This window comes from Rhodococcus sp. NPDC006774 (assembly GCF_040636045.1).
In the GTDB taxonomy this organism is placed as follows: Bacteria; Actinomycetota; Actinomycetes; order Mycobacteriales; family Mycobacteriaceae; genus Rhodococcoides.
In genome coordinates, this window is sequence record NZ_JBEYIW010000007.1 from 25388 (window position 1) to 44437 (window position 19050).

Consider the following 19050-nt stretch of genomic DNA (forward strand, 5'->3'; position numbering starts at 1 on the left):
ACTGGGTCGGAGTCAGCGAGAGACGCTGTAGCGCAGGTAGACCCAACCCGCGGCCTGGAACACACGTTGTTCCTCCAGGGCCAGGTCGAGGTGCCGTCCGACGGGAAAGTAGGGCTTCCCGCCACCCAGAATCGTCGGGACGAGGATGACCTCGTACTGATCGATCTCGTCGACGAGCGACTCGGCCAGGGCAGCCCCTCCGACGGCCAACGTGCCCTCGGTTTCTCGCTTGAGACGCTGCACCTCCGCGACGGCATCGACACTGCGCACCAACCGGCAGCCGTCGGCCACCGAGTCGAGAGTGTCGGAGAAGACGATCCGCGGCGTGTCCACGTACAGCCGAGCGAACTCCGCCTCGACGTCGTCACCGTCGGCGCGCGCCGGGTCTGTCCAGTAGTCCTCCATCGCGTCGTAGAGTCGACGCCCGAACAGGAAAGCGGCGGTCGCCTCAGTCTGACGGTTGGAGAAGCTGTGCGTCTCGTCGTCCGGCATGGAGAAGTCGAGACTGCCGGTGGGATCTTCGATGAATCCGTCGAGAGAAACGTGCATGTTGTAGGTCAGAATGGCCATGTCACTCCTGGGGTCGGGTGGATTCGACAGTATGGACTTCGACGCCCTCCGGAATTCACCGGTGAGCGAGTCAGTCCAGGATCGCAGTTGCCTCCACCTCGACGAGGACGTCGGGCTCGAAGAGGTAGTCGACGCCGATCAGCGATGCGGGTGGCATCGGAGTCGGCAATCCGATCTCCTCGGCGACGCGGGTGACGCCGTCCATGAACTCACCGATCCGCTCCGGGGCCCACTGCGTGACGTAGAACGTCAGGCGCAGTACGTCGTCGAATGTCGCTCCGGCACCGGTCAATCCGATCGCTGTATTGCGCAGTGCCTGCGCGACCTGCCCGGCGAGGTCGTTTTCGGCGACCGTCGACCCATCCTCGTTCCGCGCGATCTGACCGCTGACGTGGATATGCCGGGATCCCTGCCCCACCGCTACGTGGTGATACGGGGTGGGTTGCATCATGCCGGACGGAGTGAATCGAGTGACGCTCATGAAGTTCCTTTCGTCGTGACCGAAGCCAGGTATAGGATTGATACCTGGTACACAAAGGACACTTCAAGGGAACCTGGTTTCATGACCGATACCGCCGACGGCAACGCAGAGCTGACCATCAGTGCCCCTCACCGCGAACTGTTGGATCAGGTGCTGGACAAATGGTCGCTTCAGGTGCTCAACGAATTGTGCGAGCGCCCCTGCCGATTCAACGATCTCCGCCGTGCAATTCCGACAGTGACGCAGAAGTCCCTCACCGCAACTCTCAGGAAGCTCGAACGCAACGGCATCATCGAACGCATCGTTCTGAGCACTCGCCCGGTGGCGGTGGAATATCGAATCACACCGCTGGGCAAGACCCTTCGGGATCCCGTCGACGTACTTCTTGCGTGGGCAACTCGGCACATGGACGAAATCGACACCGCCCGAAATCGATTCGACGCTCCCTGATCCACTCACCGCAGCAGTGTGCTGCCCGAATGTCCTGAGATCTCGGAGAAGAGGTACACCCATGACGAGCCATTCACAGCATTCCACCGCACGCGCTGACGCCGTGCTGTCCGGCCTGGCGACGGTGATGCAACCGAAGAGTGCAATCACCGTCGGGTCTGCACGTACGGCGATCGCGTTGGCGTCCGCTCTCGAACGGTCCACAACCGCAGCGGTGCCGCGACTCCGGACCTTCGCCACCGATCCGAGCGACTCCAGCGTCGACGACTTCGTTCAGGAACATCGGCCGAAATTCGACTTCGTCGAGTCGGTCACCGACTCCCTGTTCGACTTGTCCCCTCGGAATCTACGAGACATCGGCCCGTTCGACCTCGCCTGGATCGACGGTGAATCCCTCGTGGAGGACGCGCGGTTCCTCCGTACTCTGTGGCCACACGTTGCGGTGGGTGGAGTTCTCGCCGTCGAGAACTCATACCTTCCGGCCGGGGACAACCCGCTGTGGAACGCGATCGTGCGCTTCGGCGCCGACGACGTCGAGACCCTGACGCTTCCAGGAATCGGCCTCATGAGGAAGCGGTCGGAGCCCCCTCGCGAGGTCGATTTCACCGACGAGATGATGTCCGCCACCGGGGTTCCGGTGCGGTTCGAGTCCATCGGCGTGCACGACGATGCGCCGCTGCTGGACCACGCGACCGGCGTACTTCATGTCCTGGCGGATCCGGATCTTCGGGCGGTCCTCTTCGCGATCGGCAGTGGAGTCTCGACAGTGGCCGAGCTGCAGTCCCACACGTCACTGGCCGACCGTGCACTACACAAGGCAGTCGCGCGCCTGTTCGCCCTGTCGGTGGTGACCCGGGTGGACGATCGCCTCGTCGTGGACGAGAACACGTTCGAGAGTTTTCGCGATCTCCCGCGAACAACGCCCCCGCCGACGCGGATGGCCCGATACAGCCGTGATCGTGCCGAGTTTCTGAATGCGATTGCACAGCAACTGAGTTCGACGACATGGGCGTCGGAGCACCAGGTCAACGAATTGTGCAGGTTCTTCGACGACGACTACGCGACACTACGGCGCGAGCTCGTCGATACCGGATTTCTCGAACGAGACGGTGCGGGCTCGATGTACCGGGCCAGAAGTGCGACGTAGAACGACCTCCAGCCCGCGGCGGGGTCGGGCTTCGTCAGGTCCAGTACAGAAGCTGCGCGTCGGGTAGGACGGATTCGAGTTCTTCCACGAACCACGTCCGCATGTCCGACATGGTGTCCTTCGGGTAGACGTACTTCACGCCGCCGAACTTGTTCCTCTTTGCCGTGCGGGCACTTTCGTCCATCTCGAGCTTCGTCCCCGGGTACCAGCTCAACAGCACGTCCTTGCTCGACGGCGTGAACCGATGAGTGATGATCTCGGCGGTCAGGTCCAGATCGGGAACGCCGCGCAGCGCATCGGCGACGGTCGAGAGAAGCCGACCGTACTGCTCGCGCCACCCCGGAATGGGCATGATCGGCGCGATGGTCAATCCCACTCTATATCCGGCCAGCGCAAGCTGCCGTAGCGCCTCGATTCGAGCAGGCATCCGCGCAGTTCCCCCTTCGAAACGATGCGCGATGTCATCGGCATTGACCGACAAACGAACTCGCGTGCGACGTCCGTGATCCAACGTCACCAACTCGGTGACGTCGTCGAACTTGGTCGTGAAGCGTAACGACACGCCATCGCCGTACTCGCCCGCACCGACTCTGCGCACGGCCTCGGCGAGGGATCCCGTCACATGCTCGATTCCCAAAGGATCGGTGTAACAGGACAACTCGAAGGTCGTCCCTTCGTGGCCTCGCTCCTCGGTGCCGGAGGTGATGGTGCCGCTGCCGGCATGCGTACCGATTCCGGCCAGAACGTCGTCGAGATTGGCGAACACCCGGGTGATGGGCGGCCCGGACAACGACCCCGCCAGATAGCAGTACTGACAGTGCGCCGGGCACCCCTTCGCCAGGTCGATGCGCCAGTCGGCGCTCGGCGGAATCGGTTGAGGTTTCAGCACACTCGGCGGCGCAACCACCACGGCCATCGTCGTCTTGGCACGGGCGTAGGTCTCTCGCTCGGTCTCCCCGCGCAGGCCCGTCAGACGGTCGCCCGGCAGCACGTCGATCTCGGTCACGCCGGCCTCCTCACACCGGCAAACGATCTCCGCGGTGTGCGGCAGCTCCGACGCGGACCGCGTGATCAGGACGCGCGACGGCGTCCACAGCCGAGTAGGGGCAGAGAAAGCGTTGTCCATTACCGGAGTCCAACGCCCGTCCGTCGTGGATCCTTCCCGTCAGGTGCTACGAGACCCAGGTGTTCGACGGAATCTCAGCGGGTCTACCCAACAGATATCCCTGCCCTTGAACAGAACTCGGCAAGGCGTCGAGCTGGGCGAGGGTCTCGATCCCTTCGACCACGCACCCCAGATGCAGATCTCGGGCGAGATTGATGATCGCCCGAACGATGCTGCTGCTCGTCTCATCGCTGGTCATCGTGGCGGTGAACGATCGATCGATCTTCACCGCGCTCACCGGCAGCGTGGCCAGGTACCGCAAGCTCTCGAATCCGGTGCCGAAGTCGTCGATGGCGATGCCGACACCCAGCTCACGCAGTTCACCGAGCTGACGCAGCATCGAGGACCCCGACTCGAGCAGCACCGACTCGGTGAGCTCGAGAACGAGGTCCTCCGGAGCCATTCCGTGCCGCCCCAGCGCCGCGCCCACCACCACGGCCATATCCATGTGTTGAGCCTGTCGGGCACTGAGGTTGACGGCCATCGTGACCGGGATGCCGACCCCCGAACCGCGCGGGTGCGCCGCACGCCACCGCACCAGAGTGCCCAGCGCGTCGTCCAGCACCCGCTCCCCGAGCTCGGAGATGAGACCGGTGTCCTCCGCCACGGGAATGAATCGGTCCGGTGTGATCCCTGCGCCGTCGTCGTCACGTAGGCGCGCGAGTGCCTCGAAGCTCGTGAGCGCTCTGCTGCCGAGGTCGTAGACCGGCTGATAGGCAACGGTCAGCGTCGCGGCGCCGCGGTGTTCAGGATCGAGGGCACCCCGCAGGGTCTGCTCGATGTAGGCACGCTCGAGGGCGTTCGCGCGCAGCGCGTCGTCGAACAGTTCGATCCGGTCCTTACCGAGCTGCTTGGCTCGGTACATGGCGGAGTCCGCGTCCCGCAGCACTTCCTGCGCGCTGGCACCCTTGCGAACCAGCACCATGCCCACGCTGGCCGACACCACGTACTGGCTGCCCTGGTACACGATCGGAGCTGCGAGAACCGCCCGGATGCGCTCGGCGACGCGCTCCGCCAAGCCTGCACCCGCAAGCTTGCCGGAACCACGTTCGGCGGGCAGCGCGTCGACGACGAGAACGAACTCGTCGCCGCCGACTCGGGCGATCGAGTCGTTGGCACGCAGCACCGACCGCAGACGTCGAGCAACCTCGACGAGAACCGCATCGCCGGCAGCATGACCGCCGGTGTCGTTGACGCGTTTGAATCCGTCCAGATCGCAGAACAACACGGCTGCAGCAGCGCCGGTGCTCTCACCGCGCTCGATCGCCGAGCCGATCCGGTCCAGCAGCAGCATCCGGTTGGGCAGCCCGGTCAACGGATCCTGGAGAGCTGCCCGCTCGAGTGCCAGCTCTGCCTCGACGACGTCGGTCACCTCCCGCACCACCGAGAGCACCTCGGCAACCTCCCCCGACGGTCCCCGACGAAACGGCGTGGTGCGTCGCGACAGCCACCGCAGTGAGCCGTCGGCTGCTCGCGCCCGGTAGCGGATCGTGACGCTCTCCCCCTCGGGCAGCGACGCCGCTTGCCGGTCCGCGGCTCGGACGACGCCGATGTCCTCTGCCACCGCACCGTCCAGACGATCCTCGGGAGCCTCGAGGTCGTCGAGGTCGTCGGAGCGACCGAGCCTGGGGTTCGGTGAAGGTCCGTCGGGTGGCCCCTCCTCGGGCGGCCCGTCCAACAGCGACCGCAGGCTTCGAGAAGCCCACGTGACCTGGCCGGTGCCCACATCGGTGACGGTGGTGATGTCCGGCGACGCGGTCAACACCGCGTCGCGGAACGCGCGCGCCTGCTCGAGCTCGGTCCGCGCCTCACGCTCGGCCGTGACGTCCTCGGACAGGACCATGGCTCCGACGATCGTGCCCGAACTGTCACGCAGTGGTCTGGCCTTGACCTGGAAGATCGCTCCCGTTCGGGAGCTGACTGTGTCGAACGACGTCTCGTCCCCCGCCACCGCAGCTCGGTAATGCGGCTCGAGCTGTGCGTAGACCTCCGGTGTCACAGTGTCTCGCAACAGCTGACCCTCCATCCGTCGCGGGTCGTATCCCTCCGCCACCAGTTCGGCACCCTCGACGAGCACAAATCGCAGATCGCAGTCCACGACGAGCACGGTGGTGTGCGGTAGGTTCGCCGCCAATTGCCGGTACCGGGCCTCGCTGGCATCGTCGAACATCGAGGGCGAGCCGAGCAACGCTCCGTAGAAGCGGCGCATCCCCAGATAGATCACACCGGCGAGCGCTGTCGACGCCGTCACCACCACGTCGGCGGTGCCGCCCATCGACTCCCGCATCGCGTCGACCGTTCCCGCGCCGGAGTCGAGATGCGATGCGTGGCCCCCGACCGCCGCGGCCAGGTGCACCGCATGAAGCAGGTGGTGCGCAGAGCAGGTCAGAAAGATCGCCGCCGTTGCCACCGCCAAGCGGTTGTTCCGCAGCTGCCCGGTCCGCATCAGACCCCGGACGATGAACAGCACGATCCCCAGATACGCCGCAGCGGTGATCCCGTTGAGGATCACCACCCACACCCAGCCGCTCACAGCGGGGCCTCACCGGATCGACACCGACAACACGCGCTGCGGTTCCACTCGACACACGAGACGGGCATGACGCGACCCCCCAGGGTTGTAGCCCAGTGCGTCGCACGATCGACCGGGATCGCAGTGAATACCCGCCCCATCGAAAACCCGAGTCGACCAGCGTGTCCGCGCACTGATGATCCGCGAAGGGTATCCCAATCCGATTCCTTCCGTGGCCATTGGCGCAGTGGGACAACAGGGTGTCGCCCCGGTGATCTCGCCGACCCGGGATCGACAGCGACGGCTCGTTCGAGAAAGAAGCACGAGCAAGAAATCACCGAGCCGATCAACGAAAGCAGGCCCCGTCGACGCGTCGACGGGGCCTGCTCGGTACGGGGGTCGCTCAGGAAGCGGAACCGGACGAAAGAAGCTGCAGGATCGGGATGTCGGAGATCGTGCTGCCAGTGCTGCTGCCGGTCGAGAGCAGGCTGGAAATGAAGGAAGAGATGTCCATGAAATTTCTCCGTACGCCGAGGGGGATACCACGACGCGGGGATTGAGCCCCGCGACCGAGAGTATGTATATCGGATTCAAACGACCCATGTGAAGGTTTTTGCCGAACCGAACCTTTCGTAACCCCGCTGCGGGCATCTGCCGAGGGTGGACGCGCCACAATTCGGGCAATCGACCGACTCGGTGCGCGGCGCGTCGGGTAAGAAGCTCTCATGCCTTTCGCCGACGAACTCATCGGCCCGGATGCAGCCCGCACACTGATGCGGACCATCCGGACCGCAGCACCGAGCGCAGATCTGTCCGCACTCGAAGGGTCGATCGATCGGTTGGGTCCGCTCGCGCTTCGAGCCCGCGCCGATCTGTTGCGCGATGCCCTTCTCATTGGATTGCCCGGCGACTACCCGGAGTTCGCTCGCACCATCCGCCGGGCTGCCGAGGACCCGGACTTCCAAGGATGGTCGATCTGGCCGGTCACGAGTGCCGTGGCCATGAAGGCCGTGGACGAGCAGACATCCGCCGCGTTCGACGACGGGATGTCGCTTCTGGCCGAACTCACCGGTCGACTCAGCTCGGAATTCGCCATCCGCACGTTCCTGCGAGCCGATGCGGATCGGGCTCTCGCGACAGCACTCGAATGGACGCAGTCATCGGACGCGCACGTGCGTCGTCTGGCATCGGAAGGCACCCGCCCGTACCTTCCGTGGTCGGTCCGTGTCCCCGACATTCTCGCGCGCCCGGGCGTCACGGTGCCGATCCTGGACGAGCTCTACCGGGACGACAGTGATTACGTTCGGCGTTCGGTGGCCAACCACCTCAACGACTTCAGCCGAGACGTACCGGATTTGGTCGTCCGGTCCGCGGCGCGGTGGCTCGACGGCCCGGATGCGAACACCGACCAGCTCGTTCGACATGCGCTTCGGACCGTGATCAAGAACGGAAACATCGACGCACTCGCGTTGCTCGGGTTCGCTCCGGCCGACCTGGAGGTGGACGGCCCCACCCTCGACGTCGCGGAGCTGCGGATCGGCGACAGCGTCCACTTCGAGGCCTCGATCCGCAACGTCGGCACCGAACCGGCCAAGGTCGCGATCGACTACATCGTCCACCACACCAAGGCGAATGGCCGGATGACAGGGAAGACGTTCAAGCTGACGACAAGAACGATCGCTCCCGGTGAGAGCATCGACGTCGTGCGGCAGCATTCCTTTCGGACGTTGACCACACGCAAGTACTACCCGGGCCCACATTCGATCGAGCTCCAGATCAACGGTGCGAGTTACGGTTCGGCGGAGTTCGTGCTCGTCGGCTAGCCGCGGCTTTGTACTGCCCGAATGCGGCACAACGGGCACATCCGTACGGTCGAAGAGGTGCGCGAGAAGTGGCGGTGGCTGGCAGTGGTGCTCGGCATCGCCGTGCTCGTCGCCACCCCCTCGGTGATCGCACGCCTGCCCGTCGGCGCGTCGAACATCGGCGCGGCCGAACTGCTTGCCCGAGTCCAGTCCTCCACCGCGACGCCGTACTCGGGCTACGCCCAGGCGGTCGGCGGTGTCACTCTGCCGGTGACCGACGGACTCGGCGGCCTTCCGGATCTGTTGGGCGACACCACGACCCTGCGCGCGTGGTACCGCGGCCCGGACAGCTGGCGCGTCGACACCGTGCGCCTCGCCGGTGAGCGTGGTCTCTACCGGAGCCCGGCTCGGCTGTGGAGTTGGGACTACGAACAGAACACGGCCGTGGCGACACCCGTCCCCGAGCCGAGCCTGCGCCTTCCTCGCCAAGCCGACCTGTTGCCCCCGGAGCTCGGGCAGCGGTTGCTCAGCGAAGCGAGCGCCGATGAGGTCACCCGGCTTCCGGCTCGCAGGATCGCCGGCCGGGACGCCCCCGGCCTGCGGCTGATCCCCAGCGAGCCGCAGAGCACCGTCACCGAGGTCGACGTGTGGGTGGACCCCGGCAGCGGGTTGCCGCTGCAGGTCGACGTGCTGGGCGACGGGGCCGCTCGCCCTATCGTCAGCACCGCATTCCTCGACTTCTCCTCCGCGACCCCCGACGCCGACACCGTCCGTTTCGTCCCGCCGCCGGGAACCGATGTGCAGCAGCAGGACGGGCTCGACATCGCCTCGTTCGCCGACGGGATCGACTCCGCCCGGCTTCCGTCGACGCTGTCCGGACTCGACCTGAGAGAACGCGGCGGCCAGGGTGCGGTGGGAATCTACGGCCGCGGAGTGACGGAGTTGATCGCCGCTCCCCTGCCACGCCGCGCCGCGCGCGGGCTCGTCGACCAGCTGCGGGCAGCCCCGGGCGCAGTCCTCACCGGCGGCAGCGTCGCGCTGTCGATCGGTCCGCTCAACGTCCTGATCACCGAGCCCACCGCCGACCGGCGTCGCTACCTGCTCTCCGGCACCGTCACCGCGGAGACCCTGGCGACCGCAGCCCTGCAGCTCGAAGGAGCAGCCACATGATCCGCACGACCGGCCTGACCAAGAGCTACGGATCGGTGCGGGCAGTCGACGGCGTCGACCTCGACGTGCGCGCCGGCGACATCTACGGCTTCGTCGGCGCCAACGGCTCCGGCAAGACGACGACCGTGCGCATGCTGCTCGGGCTGGTCCTGGCCACCTCCGGGCAGATGCAGGTGCTCGACGAGGAGATGCCGCGGCGACGCAGGAGCGTGCTGCCGCGAGTGGGGGCGTTGATCGAGAACCCCGCCGCCTACCCCAACCTTTCCGGACGCCGGAACCTCACGCTGCTCGACGCGGCCGGGCCGGGAGGTTCCCGGCGTACCAGGACCGCCCGTGTCGGCGAGGCCCTCGAGCAGGTGGGTCTCGCCGGGGTGGGACGCAGACCGGTCAAGCAGTACTCGCTCGGCATGCGGCAGCGACTCGGCTTGGCCGCGGCGCTCATGCGCACCCCCGAGCTGCTGATACTCGACGAGCCGACCAACGGTCTCGATCCGCAGGGAATCCTCGAGATTCGAGAGTTGCTCCTCGGCCTGCATGCGAAGGGCACCACGGTGTTCCTCTCCAGCCACCTGCTGGCCGAGGTGGAGCAGCTGTGCGACCGAGTGGGAGTGCTCGATCGGGGTCGCCTCGTTCTGCAGGATCAGCTCTCCGCGTTCCAGCAGCCCACCGGCCGAGTGCTCGTGAGCACTCCGGACCCGGCCGAGGCCGTCACCGTGGTCTCCGGAGTCCGGAACGCCACCGTGCTCCACCGTGAAGGGCAGCACCTCGTGATCGAACACCCCGACTCGGCCCAGCTCAATCGACTGCTCGTCGAAGGTGGGGTGCGGGTGAGCGAGCTGACGACGCAACAGATGAGTCTGGAGCAGTCCGTGCTGGCCGTCACCGGCGACAGTGCCGACCGCGTTCCGGCGCGCTCCATGACGGCCGGGGTGACCGCATGATCGGCGTCGAGCTGCGCGCGATGCTGAGCCGTCCCCGCACGTGGGTCGTCATTCTTTTGCTCAATCTGCTGCCGACCATCGTCGCGGGACTGCTGGCCCTGACCGATGTCGGTCCGCGGCCCGGCGAAGGTCCCGCCTTCCTGTCTGCGGTGATCAACAACGGTCAGCTCTTTCCGCTCGCCGCTCTCGCCATCGTGCTTCCGCTGTTCCTGCCCGTCGCGGTATCGGTCATCGCAGGCGATTCCGTCGCCGGGGAGGCCCAGGCCGGCACCCTGCGCTACCTGTTGGCCCGCCCGGTGGGACGGACGAAGCTGCTGGTGGCGAAGCTGATCTCGGTGGCTGCCTTCGTGCTGCTGGCGGTGGTCGTCGTGGCCGCCGTTGCGTACTTCGTCGGGACGACGCTGTTCGACACCACGTCGTTGGCCGGCGTCGCCAGCGTGTCCGGCACGGTGCTGACCGATCAACAGGTCGCCGCGCGCACCGTCATCGCCGTGCTCTATGTGACGCTGTCGATGCTCGGAGTCGCTGCCATGGGGTTGTTCCTCTCGACCCTGACCGACTCACCGCTCGCCGCGACGCTGGGCGCATTGGCGTTCCTCATCGCCAGCTCGCTGCTGCTGACGCTGGACGCCGCCGACGCCATCGCGCCGTACCTGCCGACGCGGTACTGGTTGGCTTTCGTCGACCTCTTCCGCGACCCGGTACCGACGCGGGACCTGGTCCGCGGTGTCGGGTTGCAAGGCGTCTACGTCGTCGTGCTTCTGGGTGCCGCGTGGGCGAACTTCACGACGAAGGACATCACGAGCTGAGACGGCTGCAATCAGCTGCGCCGAGCTGGGTGGTGGAGTTGCCGTCCAACTGGGCGGAGACCATCGCGGCGACAAGCGGGTCACGGGGCAGATTTCCGTGGTCGACGGTGGAGTCCGCACACACGCTCTGGACGGGAATGTCTATCGCCCCGTCGAGTTGGGCCGAGTTCGGCGGGGTCACCACCTGATCCAGTTCGGTCCAGATCGACACCCACTGCGGACCCTCCGGAGTCTCGTCGCCGGAGTTCAGGGCGGTGAGCACGGAGCTGTCCGGGGCGAGCTGTTGGCAGGCGGCCGCGCACTGGTCGGGCACGAACTGGGCTGCCAGAGCCGCCACCTGGGTGCCGTGGTGCGGGGAGCCGAGGGTCACGATGCGTCGAGCCTGCTCTGCGCCGCCCAGATCGGTGGCCCAGATCCGGGCCACCACCCCGCCGGCGGAATACCCGACGACGTCGACCGAGGTCGCCCCCGTCCGAGTCAGAGCCGCGTCGACGGCGTCGCGCAAGGTCTGCGCCTGCACGGTCAGATCGCCGACGCCGCCGTCGGGCAGAGCCACGACCGTCGCGTCGCGGCCGTCATCCCGTAGTTCGGACGCGAGCACCTCCAGCGCGTCCGTGGAACCGCCGAACCCGGGGACCAGCAACACCGGGCCGGGCACGGACTGGTCGACGCTCGCAACGGGGTCGCTCGTGGAGCGCGATGCGACGAAGGCCGCCACGACCGCGACGACCCCGACCAGGACGAGAGCAAGTACGAAAAACGCGAGACGACGACGGGCCGGAGCGAGGGAGGCGAACACTCCATCCAGTGTGCCCGTCGCGTCGGCCGAATCGACGGGCTACTGGATCCGGGTACGAAAAAGCCCCTCACGGATTGCTATCGGTGAGGGGCTTCTAAGTCTGAGCCGCCTAAGAGAATCGAACTCTTGACCTTTTCATTACGAGTGAAATGCTCTACCGACTGAGCTAAGGCGGCGTGCCTTTCGGCGTTGGTGAGTCTAACGGAGCATCACGTCGAAACGAAAATCGCCTCCCCCGGCGATCAGCCTGCGAGCCCGAGTCCTTCCGCCGGCCCGCTCAGCTTCGCCTTGACGTGCCTGGTCAGGTCGTCGGCGAGCACTTCGGTCTCGCCGGCCTCGACGGCGTCGAGCACCTGGCGCACCACATCGCGTGGGTCGTTCTTCGGCACGTTCAGCTCGGCGATCATGTCGGTGTCGGTGTATCCCAGATGCACCCCGACGACGAGGGTTCCCTGCGGTGCGAGCTCGAGCCGCAGCGAGTTGGTGACCGACCAGATTGCCGCCTTGGACGCCCCGTACGCGCCTGCGCCGCCGAGCCAGGACAGCACCGAGTGGATGTCGACGAGCGCGCCGCCTCCGTTGGCCTTCAGGATCGGCGCGAATTCCTGAGCGATTCGCAGCGCGCCGAACACGTTGGTCTCGAACACCGCGCGGATGTCGTCGATCGAGGTCGTCAACAGAGGTGTCGTCCCCGGCGCACCGGCGTTGTTGAAGACGATCGATACGTCGGACGCGATATCACCAAGCGCTGCAATGGAATCGGCGTCGGTGACATCGAGGGCAACCGGCACCACCCGAGGATCGGAGACCTCGCGCGGGCTCCTCGCCGTCGCGTAGACCTTCGCGGCCCCACGTTCGAGCAACGCGTCGACCGTCGCTTTGCCCAGACCGCGCTGACCGCCGGTCACCAACACTGTTGCTCCTTGAATCGACACCATGGCCGTCACCTTTCGAGACAGAGGTAAAATGCGTTTGATTCTGTCATTCATAGTTGACCAGTACGACATAGTCAAATAGGGTTCACATATGTCACTGTCTCCGACGGAGCGCTTCCGCCTCGCGCCGGCACCCGACGGCTTGCAGGTGGTGCAGAATCTGCTCAACACGCGAGCCATCGACGCGTACGAGCTGCCCGACCTCATCGCAGACGGCGAGTCAGCGTCCTCCACCTGGGGGACGGCGCTCTCGAACGAGGACGCAGCCGCGCTACGGATGTTGCGATCGGATGTGGAAGCGGCCATTGCAGGCGATATGGCTGCACGGCCGGCTGTTCCGGTCGATCTCGTTCCGGGCACCGACGGCACCGTCCGACTCTCGCCCACCGGCACCGGTGCCGACTACATCGCGTCGCAGATCTGGTCCGAAGTGCTTCTCGCGCAACAGGCGGACACGTGGCGTCGACTCAAGCGATGCAAGAACGAGGCGTGCGGATCCGCCTTCTACGACCGCTCCCGCAATAACAGTGGTGTCTGGCACGACGTGAAGACCTGCGGCAACGTTGCCAATCTTCGAGCTTCACGGGCGCGGAAGAAAGCGCAGGACTAACGCAGCACGTCGCCCAGCGTCCCGACCAACGCGTAGATGGCGAACTTCGGTTTTGCGTTGACCGCCAACGACTCTCGGCATTCGAGGATCGCCTCGATGCTCTTCAGCAGCGCCTCGGGCGAGACGGCTCTTGCCATGCGCTCGGCCTGCTCGGCCATGTCGGGGTGAGTGGCGGTCGCGGTCGATCCGTACGAGCGCGCGAGCGCATCTCGATACAGGCCGACCAGATCCATCAGCGCGCGATCGAGTGAATCACGACCGGTCCTGGTGGCACGCGACTTCTGCCGCTTCTCGAGATCCTTGAGCACCCCGGCCGAGCCGCGCAGCGCACCCGCGGCACCCTTGCCGGTACCGCCCGCACCCAGAGCCGTCCGCAATTCCTCGGTCTCGGCCTCGTCGCGGGAGGCACTCATCTCCTTGGCCTCGTCCTCGGCGGCCTTCACCAACTCCTCGGCCGCGAGGTACGCCTGGTTGGGCCGAGCTGCAGCCGACGCCAGAGCCAGTGCACGTTTGCGACGCGCTCGCGCATCCTCGTCGGTGGCGAGACGACGTGCTCTGCCCACGTGGCCGCCGCTGATCGACGCGGCCCACTCCGCAGTCTCGGCGTCGAGCTTGTCGCGGGTCTGCAGCACCTGCGCGATCGCCGGCACCGTGGGCGTGACCAGCGAGACGTGCCTGCAACGCGAACGCAGCGTCACCGAGATGTCCTGCGGATCGACCGACGGCGCACACAGCAGGAACACCGTCTTGGCAGGCGGCTCCTCGACGACCTTCAGCAATACGTTTCCGGCACCCTCGGTGAGCCGATCGGCGTCCTCGACCACCACCACCTGCCACAACCCGGTGCTGGGTCGACGCGAGGCGATGGAGACGATGTCGCGCATCTCCTTGGTGCTGATGCTCAATCCCTCGGGCACGACGCGTCGCACATCCCCGTGGGTACCGGCCATGGTCGTCGAGCACGCCTGACAGTGCCCGCACCCCGGAACGCCCTCGGTGGTGCACTGCAATGCCGCGGCGAAGCACAGGGCGGCGATGGAACGTCCGGATCCGGGAGGGCCGGTGAACAGCCAGGAATGCGTCATCGCCGACGAGTCGACGCCGGTGCGAGCAGCCACCGCCGCGGCCGTCAGATCGGCCTCGACATCCTCTTGACCGACCAATCGATCGAACACACCCGCCATGCACGCAACCCTAACGGTTGGGACCGACTACCCCGGCGCGGGCAGGTACGGCTCGCGCGTCCGAGAATCGCCGAACTCGAAGTTATGGACGCATTCGGCCGAAATCCCATCCATAACTTCGAGCTCGCGGGCTATTCGCTCTCGGTCTTCTTCGCCGGTGCCTTCTTCGCAGCAGCCTTCGTCGTCGTCTTGGTGGCCGTCTTCTTGGCAGCGGCCTTCTTCGCCGGAGCCTTCTTCGCTGCGGCCTTCTTGGCCGGAGCCTTCTTGGCAGCCGCCTTCTTGGCCGGTGCCTTCTTCTTCACCGGTCCGCGAGCACGCCTGTCCGCCAACAACTCCGACGCACGATCGTCGGTGATGGACTCGACGTCGTCGTCCTTGCGCAGGCTGGCGTTGGTCTCGCCGTCGGTGACGTACGGCCCGAAGCGACCGTCCTTGATCACCATCGGCTTCTCACTGATCGGGTCGACGCCCATCTCACGCAACGGCGGCTTGGCTTCACCCTGACGACCCCGACGCTTGGGCTCGGCGTAGATCTTCAGCGCCTCTTCCAGCGTGACGGTGAACATCTGATCCTCGTCGGCGAGCGAGCGAGAGTCGGTGCCCTTCTTCAGGTACGGGCCGTAGCGACCGTTCTGCGCGAGGATCTCTTCCTTGGACTCCGGATCGACTCCGACGACGCGGGGCAGCGAGAGCAGCTTGAGCGCATCCTCGAGCGTGATGGTCGCCAGATCCATGGACTTGAGCAGAGAACCGGTGCGCGGCTTGGGGCCGGTCGCCTTCTTGGCAGCCGCCTTCTTGGCCGGAGCTTTCTTGGCCGCCGCCTTCTTCACCGCGGTCTTGACGCCTCCGCCACCGTCACCGTCGTTGCCGGACGGAATCGGCACGATGTCGGGCTGAGGCGGCGTCGGCTCGGGTTCCGGCTCGGGCAGGATCTCGGTGACGTAGGGCCCGAAACGGCCTTCCTTGGCGACGATGTCGTGACCGGTCAGCGGATCCACACCGAGCTTGCGTCCCTCTTGCGGTGTGGCGAACAGCTTTTCGGCGAAGTCGATCGTCAACTCGTCCGGCGGAAGATCGTCGGGCAGGTTGGCGCGCTGGCTGATCGGATCGCCGTCGGGATCGTCGTCGTTCTTCACCATGCGCTCGAGATACGGACCGTAACGGCCTACGCGCACATGGATTTCGCGACCCTCGGAGTCGTCGAACAGCCGAATGGAGTTGATGGTGCGGGCATCGATCTCTTCGAGGTTCTGGCCGACCATCTTCTTCAGGCCACCCGAGCGAGCCACCGAACCCTCGGCACCGGTCTCACCGCCGAAGTAGAAGCTCTGCAGCCAATTGCCTCGTCGCTCACGGCCTCCCGCGATGGCGTCGAGGTCGTCCTCCATACCTGCGGTGAAGTCGAAGTCCACCAGACGCCCGAAGTGCGCCTCCAACAACGCAACCACCGAGAACGCCACCCACGACGGCACCAGCGCACTGCCACGCTTGTAGACGTAACCGCGGTCGAGAATGGTCTTGATGATCGACGAGTACGTCGATGGTCGACCGATGCCCAATTCCTCGAGCGTCTTGATGAGCGACGCCTCGGTGAATCGTGCAGGCGGGTTGGTGGTGTGACCGTCGGGATCGAGCTGGGTCGCGGTGACGGCCTGGCCCTGGACCAGTGCGGGCAAACGGGATTCGGCGTCGTCGGACTGTCCGCCGGCCTGATCGTCGACGCTCTCCACGTAGGCCTTGAGGAAGCCTGCGAACGTGATGGTGCGACCCGATGCGGAGAACGTGCACTCCTCGCCGGTTCCGGCGGTTCCGGTGATGCGCAGTGTCAGCGTGGTGCCGCGAACGTCGGCCATCTGCGACGCGACCGTGCGCTGCCAGATCAGCTCGTAGAGGCGGAATTCGTCGGTCTGCAGGGCGGAGTGCAACTGACCGGGCGTCTGGAAGACGTCACCGGACGGGCGGATGGCCTCGTGGGCCTCCTGCGCGTTCTTGACCTTGCGGGTGTACTGACGCGGCGTCGGGTGGACGTACTCCGGTCCGTAGAGCTCGGTCGCCTGGGTGCGCGCCGCCGAGATCGCCGACGCGGACAGCGTCGTCGAGTCGGTACGCATGTAGGTGATGTAGCCGTTCTCGTACAGTCGCTGCGCAACACGCATGGTGCGCTCGGAGCTGAAGCGCAACTTGCGGGCGGCTTCCTGCTGCAGCGTCGACGTCATGAACGGTGGGTACGGCTTGCGGGTGTAGGGCTTGTCCTCGGCGGACGCGACCGTCAGGTCGACACCTTCGAGAGCCTCGGCGAGGCGTCGGGCACGCGGTTCGTCGAGGACGGTCACCGCATCGGACTTGAGCTTGCCGTCGGCCCCGAAGTCGCGACCGGCGGCGACGCGATTGCCGTCGACATTGACCAGACGGGCACCGAAACTGCGCGGCGTGGCGTCGGCTCCGGCGTCGAGCGTGGCGGAGATGTCCCAGTACTCGGCACTGCGGAAGGCCATCCGCTCACGCTCACGCTGGACGACGATGCGGGTGGCGACGGACTGCACTCGGCCTGCCGAGAGCTTCGGCATGACCTTCTTCCACAGCACCGGGCTGACCTCGTAGCCGTAGAGACGGTCGAGGATACGACGGGTCTCCTGGGCATCGACGAGGTCTTGGTCCAGGTCGCGGGTATCGGCCGCAGCGGCGAGGATGGCCGGCTTGGTGATCTCGTGGAACACCATGCGTCGAACAGGGATCTTGGGGTTCAGGGTCTCGAGGAGATGCCAGGCGATGGCCTCACCCTCGCGGTCGGGGTCAGTGGCGAGATAGAGCTCGTCGGCGTCCTTGAGCAGGCTTTTCAGCTCTGCGACCTTGCCCTTCTTCTCGGGCGAGACGACGTACAGGGCCTCGAAGTCGTGGTCGACGTCCACGCCGAGACGCGCCCAGGGCTCGCCCTTGTACTTGGCGGGAACGTCCGCGGCACCGCGGGGAAGGTCGCGAATGTGGCCGACGGAGGCCTCGACGACGTAGTTGCTCCCGAGGTACGGGGCGATCTTCTTTGCCTTGGTCGGAGACTCGACGATGACCAGACGACGTGGCTCGGCGGAGCTGTCCCCCGTGCCGTTGTTACGTGCTGCCACCTTGCTGCCGAACCTTCCCTAGTGCGTTTTCACAGGCAGATTTGCCTGTCCCACTACTAACAGACTGACATACGTCGGCCAAATACTCGCAGATCAGTCACAGATCGGCCTACTCGGCGTGGGGCCAATTGGTACGTGCGTCCACGTTCTGTGGAGCCTCGCCGACGTTCTCGGTGAGCCGCAGCAACCGGCGTCGACCGGTGATTCGCAGGCCCGGATTGGACCCACGAGTGCCGATGAGCGTCGGCGCGATGCCCGCGCGCATCAGGGACTGAGCGAGGACTGCGTGAGTCTCCGGCGCATGCGGATCGAGACCCAGCACGTACCGCTCCCCCTCCGCCTCGGGCCGACCCGACGCGAGCACCCAGGCGCGCAGTTCGCGGGAGCCGGGCACCCAACCGGGCGGGACGGCCTTCACAGCGCCCTTGGTCCACAGAGACGCCAACGCGGACAGTTCGGGCACCGACGCGGTGCGCACCAGTGGCCTGTCCTCTTCCGATCGACCGAGCTCCGGCGTCAGACCACATTGCTCGATGAGTTCGGCGATGGCATCCGCGCGCCATTGAGCGTCGACCACGACGGAAATTCGGGCCGCACCCGCGGAGGTGACGACATGGCCGGTGGCAGCCAGCAGCCCACTGAGATCGGTCACCGCGGGCGGCAACGACTCGGCGGAGAAGAAGGACAGCTGGTTCACAGCATGGACATTAGGACATCGACGCCCGCGCTCACGGCTTTCGGCGCTCCCCGGTGGTTCGCGGAAACGAAACATCCCCCTTTTCCATCGGCCTCGTACGACCGTTGGAAAAGGGGGATGACGGTTCTCGACTCCGAAAAGAAGAGAATCAGACTGCGCGAACGCCCGTTGCCTGAGGACCCTTGGTGCCCTGGCCGACCTCGAACTCGACGCGCTGGTTCTCCTCGAGGGTGCGGAAGCCGCTGCCCTGAATCTCGGAGTAATGGACGAAGACGTCAGCCGAGCCGTCTTCTGGTGCGATGAATCCAAAGCCCTTTTCGGCGTTGAACCACTTCACAGTTCCCTGAGCCATGCTTTTCCTTCTCTTTCTAACACCGGATTCGATGGAGCGCACTTTCGGTCCATCGGGCCGGTTCCGACCGCTGCACTTTCCTGAATCCCCCTCAGGATTCCCCCTGACGGACGAGCTCTTCCAGTACCGCGCCCGCAACGATAGATCCTGCGAGCGTAGAACGAACACAGAAGCTGCGACCGGGTCAAGTGAACCATGAGATCCGCGTTCGCAACAGTCGAAAGTCGACCGTTTTCGAACATTTTGTCCGTGTTGTCGAAACGGACAACCTCCGACAGGTGAATAGCCGCTTCCACCAGGGCACGAA

17 protein-coding genes and 1 tRNA gene are annotated in these 19050 nt (G+C 65.8%); 7 read left to right on the forward strand and 11 right to left on the reverse strand.

The window, feature by feature from the left end:
- Window positions 1-12: 12 nt before the first annotated feature.
- The gene (locus tag ABZ677_RS12670; protein WP_358369768.1) at window positions 13-570 is read right to left on the reverse strand and encodes a dihydrofolate reductase family protein; all 558 of its coding nucleotides are present in this window, start codon (window positions 568-570) and stop codon (window positions 13-15) included.
- Window positions 571-640: 70 nt separating this feature from the next.
- Window positions 641-1051 carry a RidA family protein gene (locus tag ABZ677_RS12675; RefSeq protein WP_037187992.1) on the reverse strand — a complete coding sequence of 137 codons (411 nt, stop codon included), beginning with the start codon at window positions 1049-1051 and terminating at the stop codon, window positions 641-643.
- A gap of 81 nt (window positions 1052-1132) precedes the next feature.
- On the opposite strand from ABZ677_RS12675, the gene ABZ677_RS12680 reads away from it, so the two are divergent.
- Together ABZ677_RS12680 and ABZ677_RS12685 are read left to right on the forward strand one after the other, a co-directional pair.
- A complete protein-coding gene (locus ABZ677_RS12680; RefSeq protein ID WP_358369770.1) occupies window positions 1133-1501 on the forward strand; it encodes a helix-turn-helix domain-containing protein in 369 nt (122 codons plus the stop codon).
- Between the two features lie 61 nt (window positions 1502-1562).
- Complete coding sequence (locus ABZ677_RS12685; protein ID WP_358369772.1) at window positions 1563-2648, forward strand: DUF2087 domain-containing protein; 1086 nt, start codon at window positions 1563-1565, stop codon at window positions 2646-2648.
- A gap of 34 nt (window positions 2649-2682) precedes the next feature.
- On the opposite strand, the gene ABZ677_RS12690 is transcribed toward ABZ677_RS12685, so the two are convergent.
- A complete protein-coding gene (locus tag ABZ677_RS12690) occupies window positions 2683-3774 on the reverse strand; it encodes a spore photoproduct lyase family protein (protein ID WP_358369774.1) in 1092 nt (363 codons plus the stop codon).
- A gap of 46 nt (window positions 3775-3820) precedes the next feature.
- Window positions 3821-6346, reverse strand: coding sequence for an EAL domain-containing protein (locus ABZ677_RS12695; RefSeq protein WP_358369776.1), 2526 nt, complete (start codon window positions 6344-6346; stop codon window positions 3821-3823).
- 704 nt (window positions 6347-7050) lie between these two features.
- Here ABZ677_RS12695 and ABZ677_RS12700 point away from each other — a divergent pair.
- From ABZ677_RS12700 to ABZ677_RS12715, 4 genes are read left to right on the forward strand one after another with little or no spacing between them, the layout of a single operon-like run.
- Window positions 7051-8148, forward strand: a complete 1098-nt coding sequence (locus ABZ677_RS12700; RefSeq protein ID WP_358369778.1) for a DNA alkylation repair protein — start codon at window positions 7051-7053, stop codon at window positions 8146-8148.
- A 21-nt stretch (window positions 8149-8169) separates the two neighbouring features.
- A complete protein-coding gene (locus ABZ677_RS12705) occupies window positions 8170-9297 on the forward strand; it encodes a hypothetical protein (protein WP_358369781.1) in 1128 nt (375 codons plus the stop codon).
- Window positions 9294-10238 carry an ATP-binding cassette domain-containing protein gene (locus tag ABZ677_RS12710; protein WP_358369783.1) on the forward strand — a complete coding sequence of 315 codons (945 nt, stop codon included), beginning with the start codon at window positions 9294-9296 and terminating at the stop codon, window positions 10236-10238. The genes ABZ677_RS12705 and ABZ677_RS12710 overlap by 4 nt, the downstream gene beginning before the upstream one ends.
- On the forward strand, window positions 10235-11047 hold the full coding sequence (locus ABZ677_RS12715; protein ID WP_358369785.1) for an ABC transporter permease: 813 nt from the start codon (window positions 10235-10237) through the stop codon (window positions 11045-11047). The genes ABZ677_RS12710 and ABZ677_RS12715 overlap by 4 nt, the downstream gene beginning before the upstream one ends.
- On the opposite strand, the gene ABZ677_RS12720 is transcribed toward ABZ677_RS12715, so the two are convergent.
- The 3 genes from ABZ677_RS12720 to ABZ677_RS12730 form a co-directional block, all read right to left on the reverse strand.
- Window positions 11037-11846 (reverse strand): alpha/beta fold hydrolase, encoded by an 810-nt coding sequence (locus ABZ677_RS12720; protein WP_358369788.1) that lies wholly within the window; start codon window positions 11844-11846, stop codon window positions 11037-11039. The two genes, ABZ677_RS12715 and ABZ677_RS12720, sit on opposite strands and share 11 nt — an antisense overlap.
- A 103-nt stretch (window positions 11847-11949) precedes the next feature.
- A tRNA-Thr gene (locus tag ABZ677_RS12725) sits at window positions 11950-12022 on the reverse strand.
- 66 nt (window positions 12023-12088) lie between these two features.
- Window positions 12089-12784, reverse strand: coding sequence for an SDR family oxidoreductase (locus tag ABZ677_RS12730; RefSeq protein ID WP_358369791.1), 696 nt, complete (start codon window positions 12782-12784; stop codon window positions 12089-12091).
- Window positions 12785-12872: 88 nt separating this feature from the next.
- On the opposite strand from ABZ677_RS12730, the gene ABZ677_RS12735 reads away from it, so the two are divergent.
- Window positions 12873-13391 (forward strand): CGNR zinc finger domain-containing protein, encoded by a 519-nt coding sequence (locus tag ABZ677_RS12735; protein ID WP_358369793.1) that lies wholly within the window; start codon window positions 12873-12875, stop codon window positions 13389-13391.
- Here ABZ677_RS12735 and ABZ677_RS12740 read toward each other — a convergent pair.
- From ABZ677_RS12740 to ABZ677_RS12755, 4 genes are all read right to left on the reverse strand, one after another.
- Window positions 13388-14575, reverse strand: a complete 1188-nt coding sequence (locus ABZ677_RS12740) for a DNA polymerase III subunit delta' (protein ID WP_037187888.1) — start codon at window positions 14573-14575, stop codon at window positions 13388-13390. The two genes, ABZ677_RS12735 and ABZ677_RS12740, sit on opposite strands and share 4 nt — an antisense overlap.
- A gap of 131 nt (window positions 14576-14706) precedes the next feature.
- Entirely contained in the window at window positions 14707-17694 is a 2988-nt protein-coding gene (gene topA / locus ABZ677_RS12745) for a type I DNA topoisomerase (protein ID WP_094632344.1), read from the reverse strand.
- A 109-nt stretch (window positions 17695-17803) separates the two neighbouring features.
- Window positions 17804-18391, reverse strand: coding sequence for a hypothetical protein (locus tag ABZ677_RS12750; RefSeq protein WP_037187885.1), 588 nt, complete (start codon window positions 18389-18391; stop codon window positions 17804-17806).
- 148 nt (window positions 18392-18539) lie between these two features.
- A complete protein-coding gene (locus tag ABZ677_RS12755; RefSeq protein ID WP_005248460.1) occupies window positions 18540-18743 on the reverse strand; it encodes a cold-shock protein in 204 nt (67 codons plus the stop codon).
- Window positions 18744-19050 lie beyond the last annotated feature (307 nt).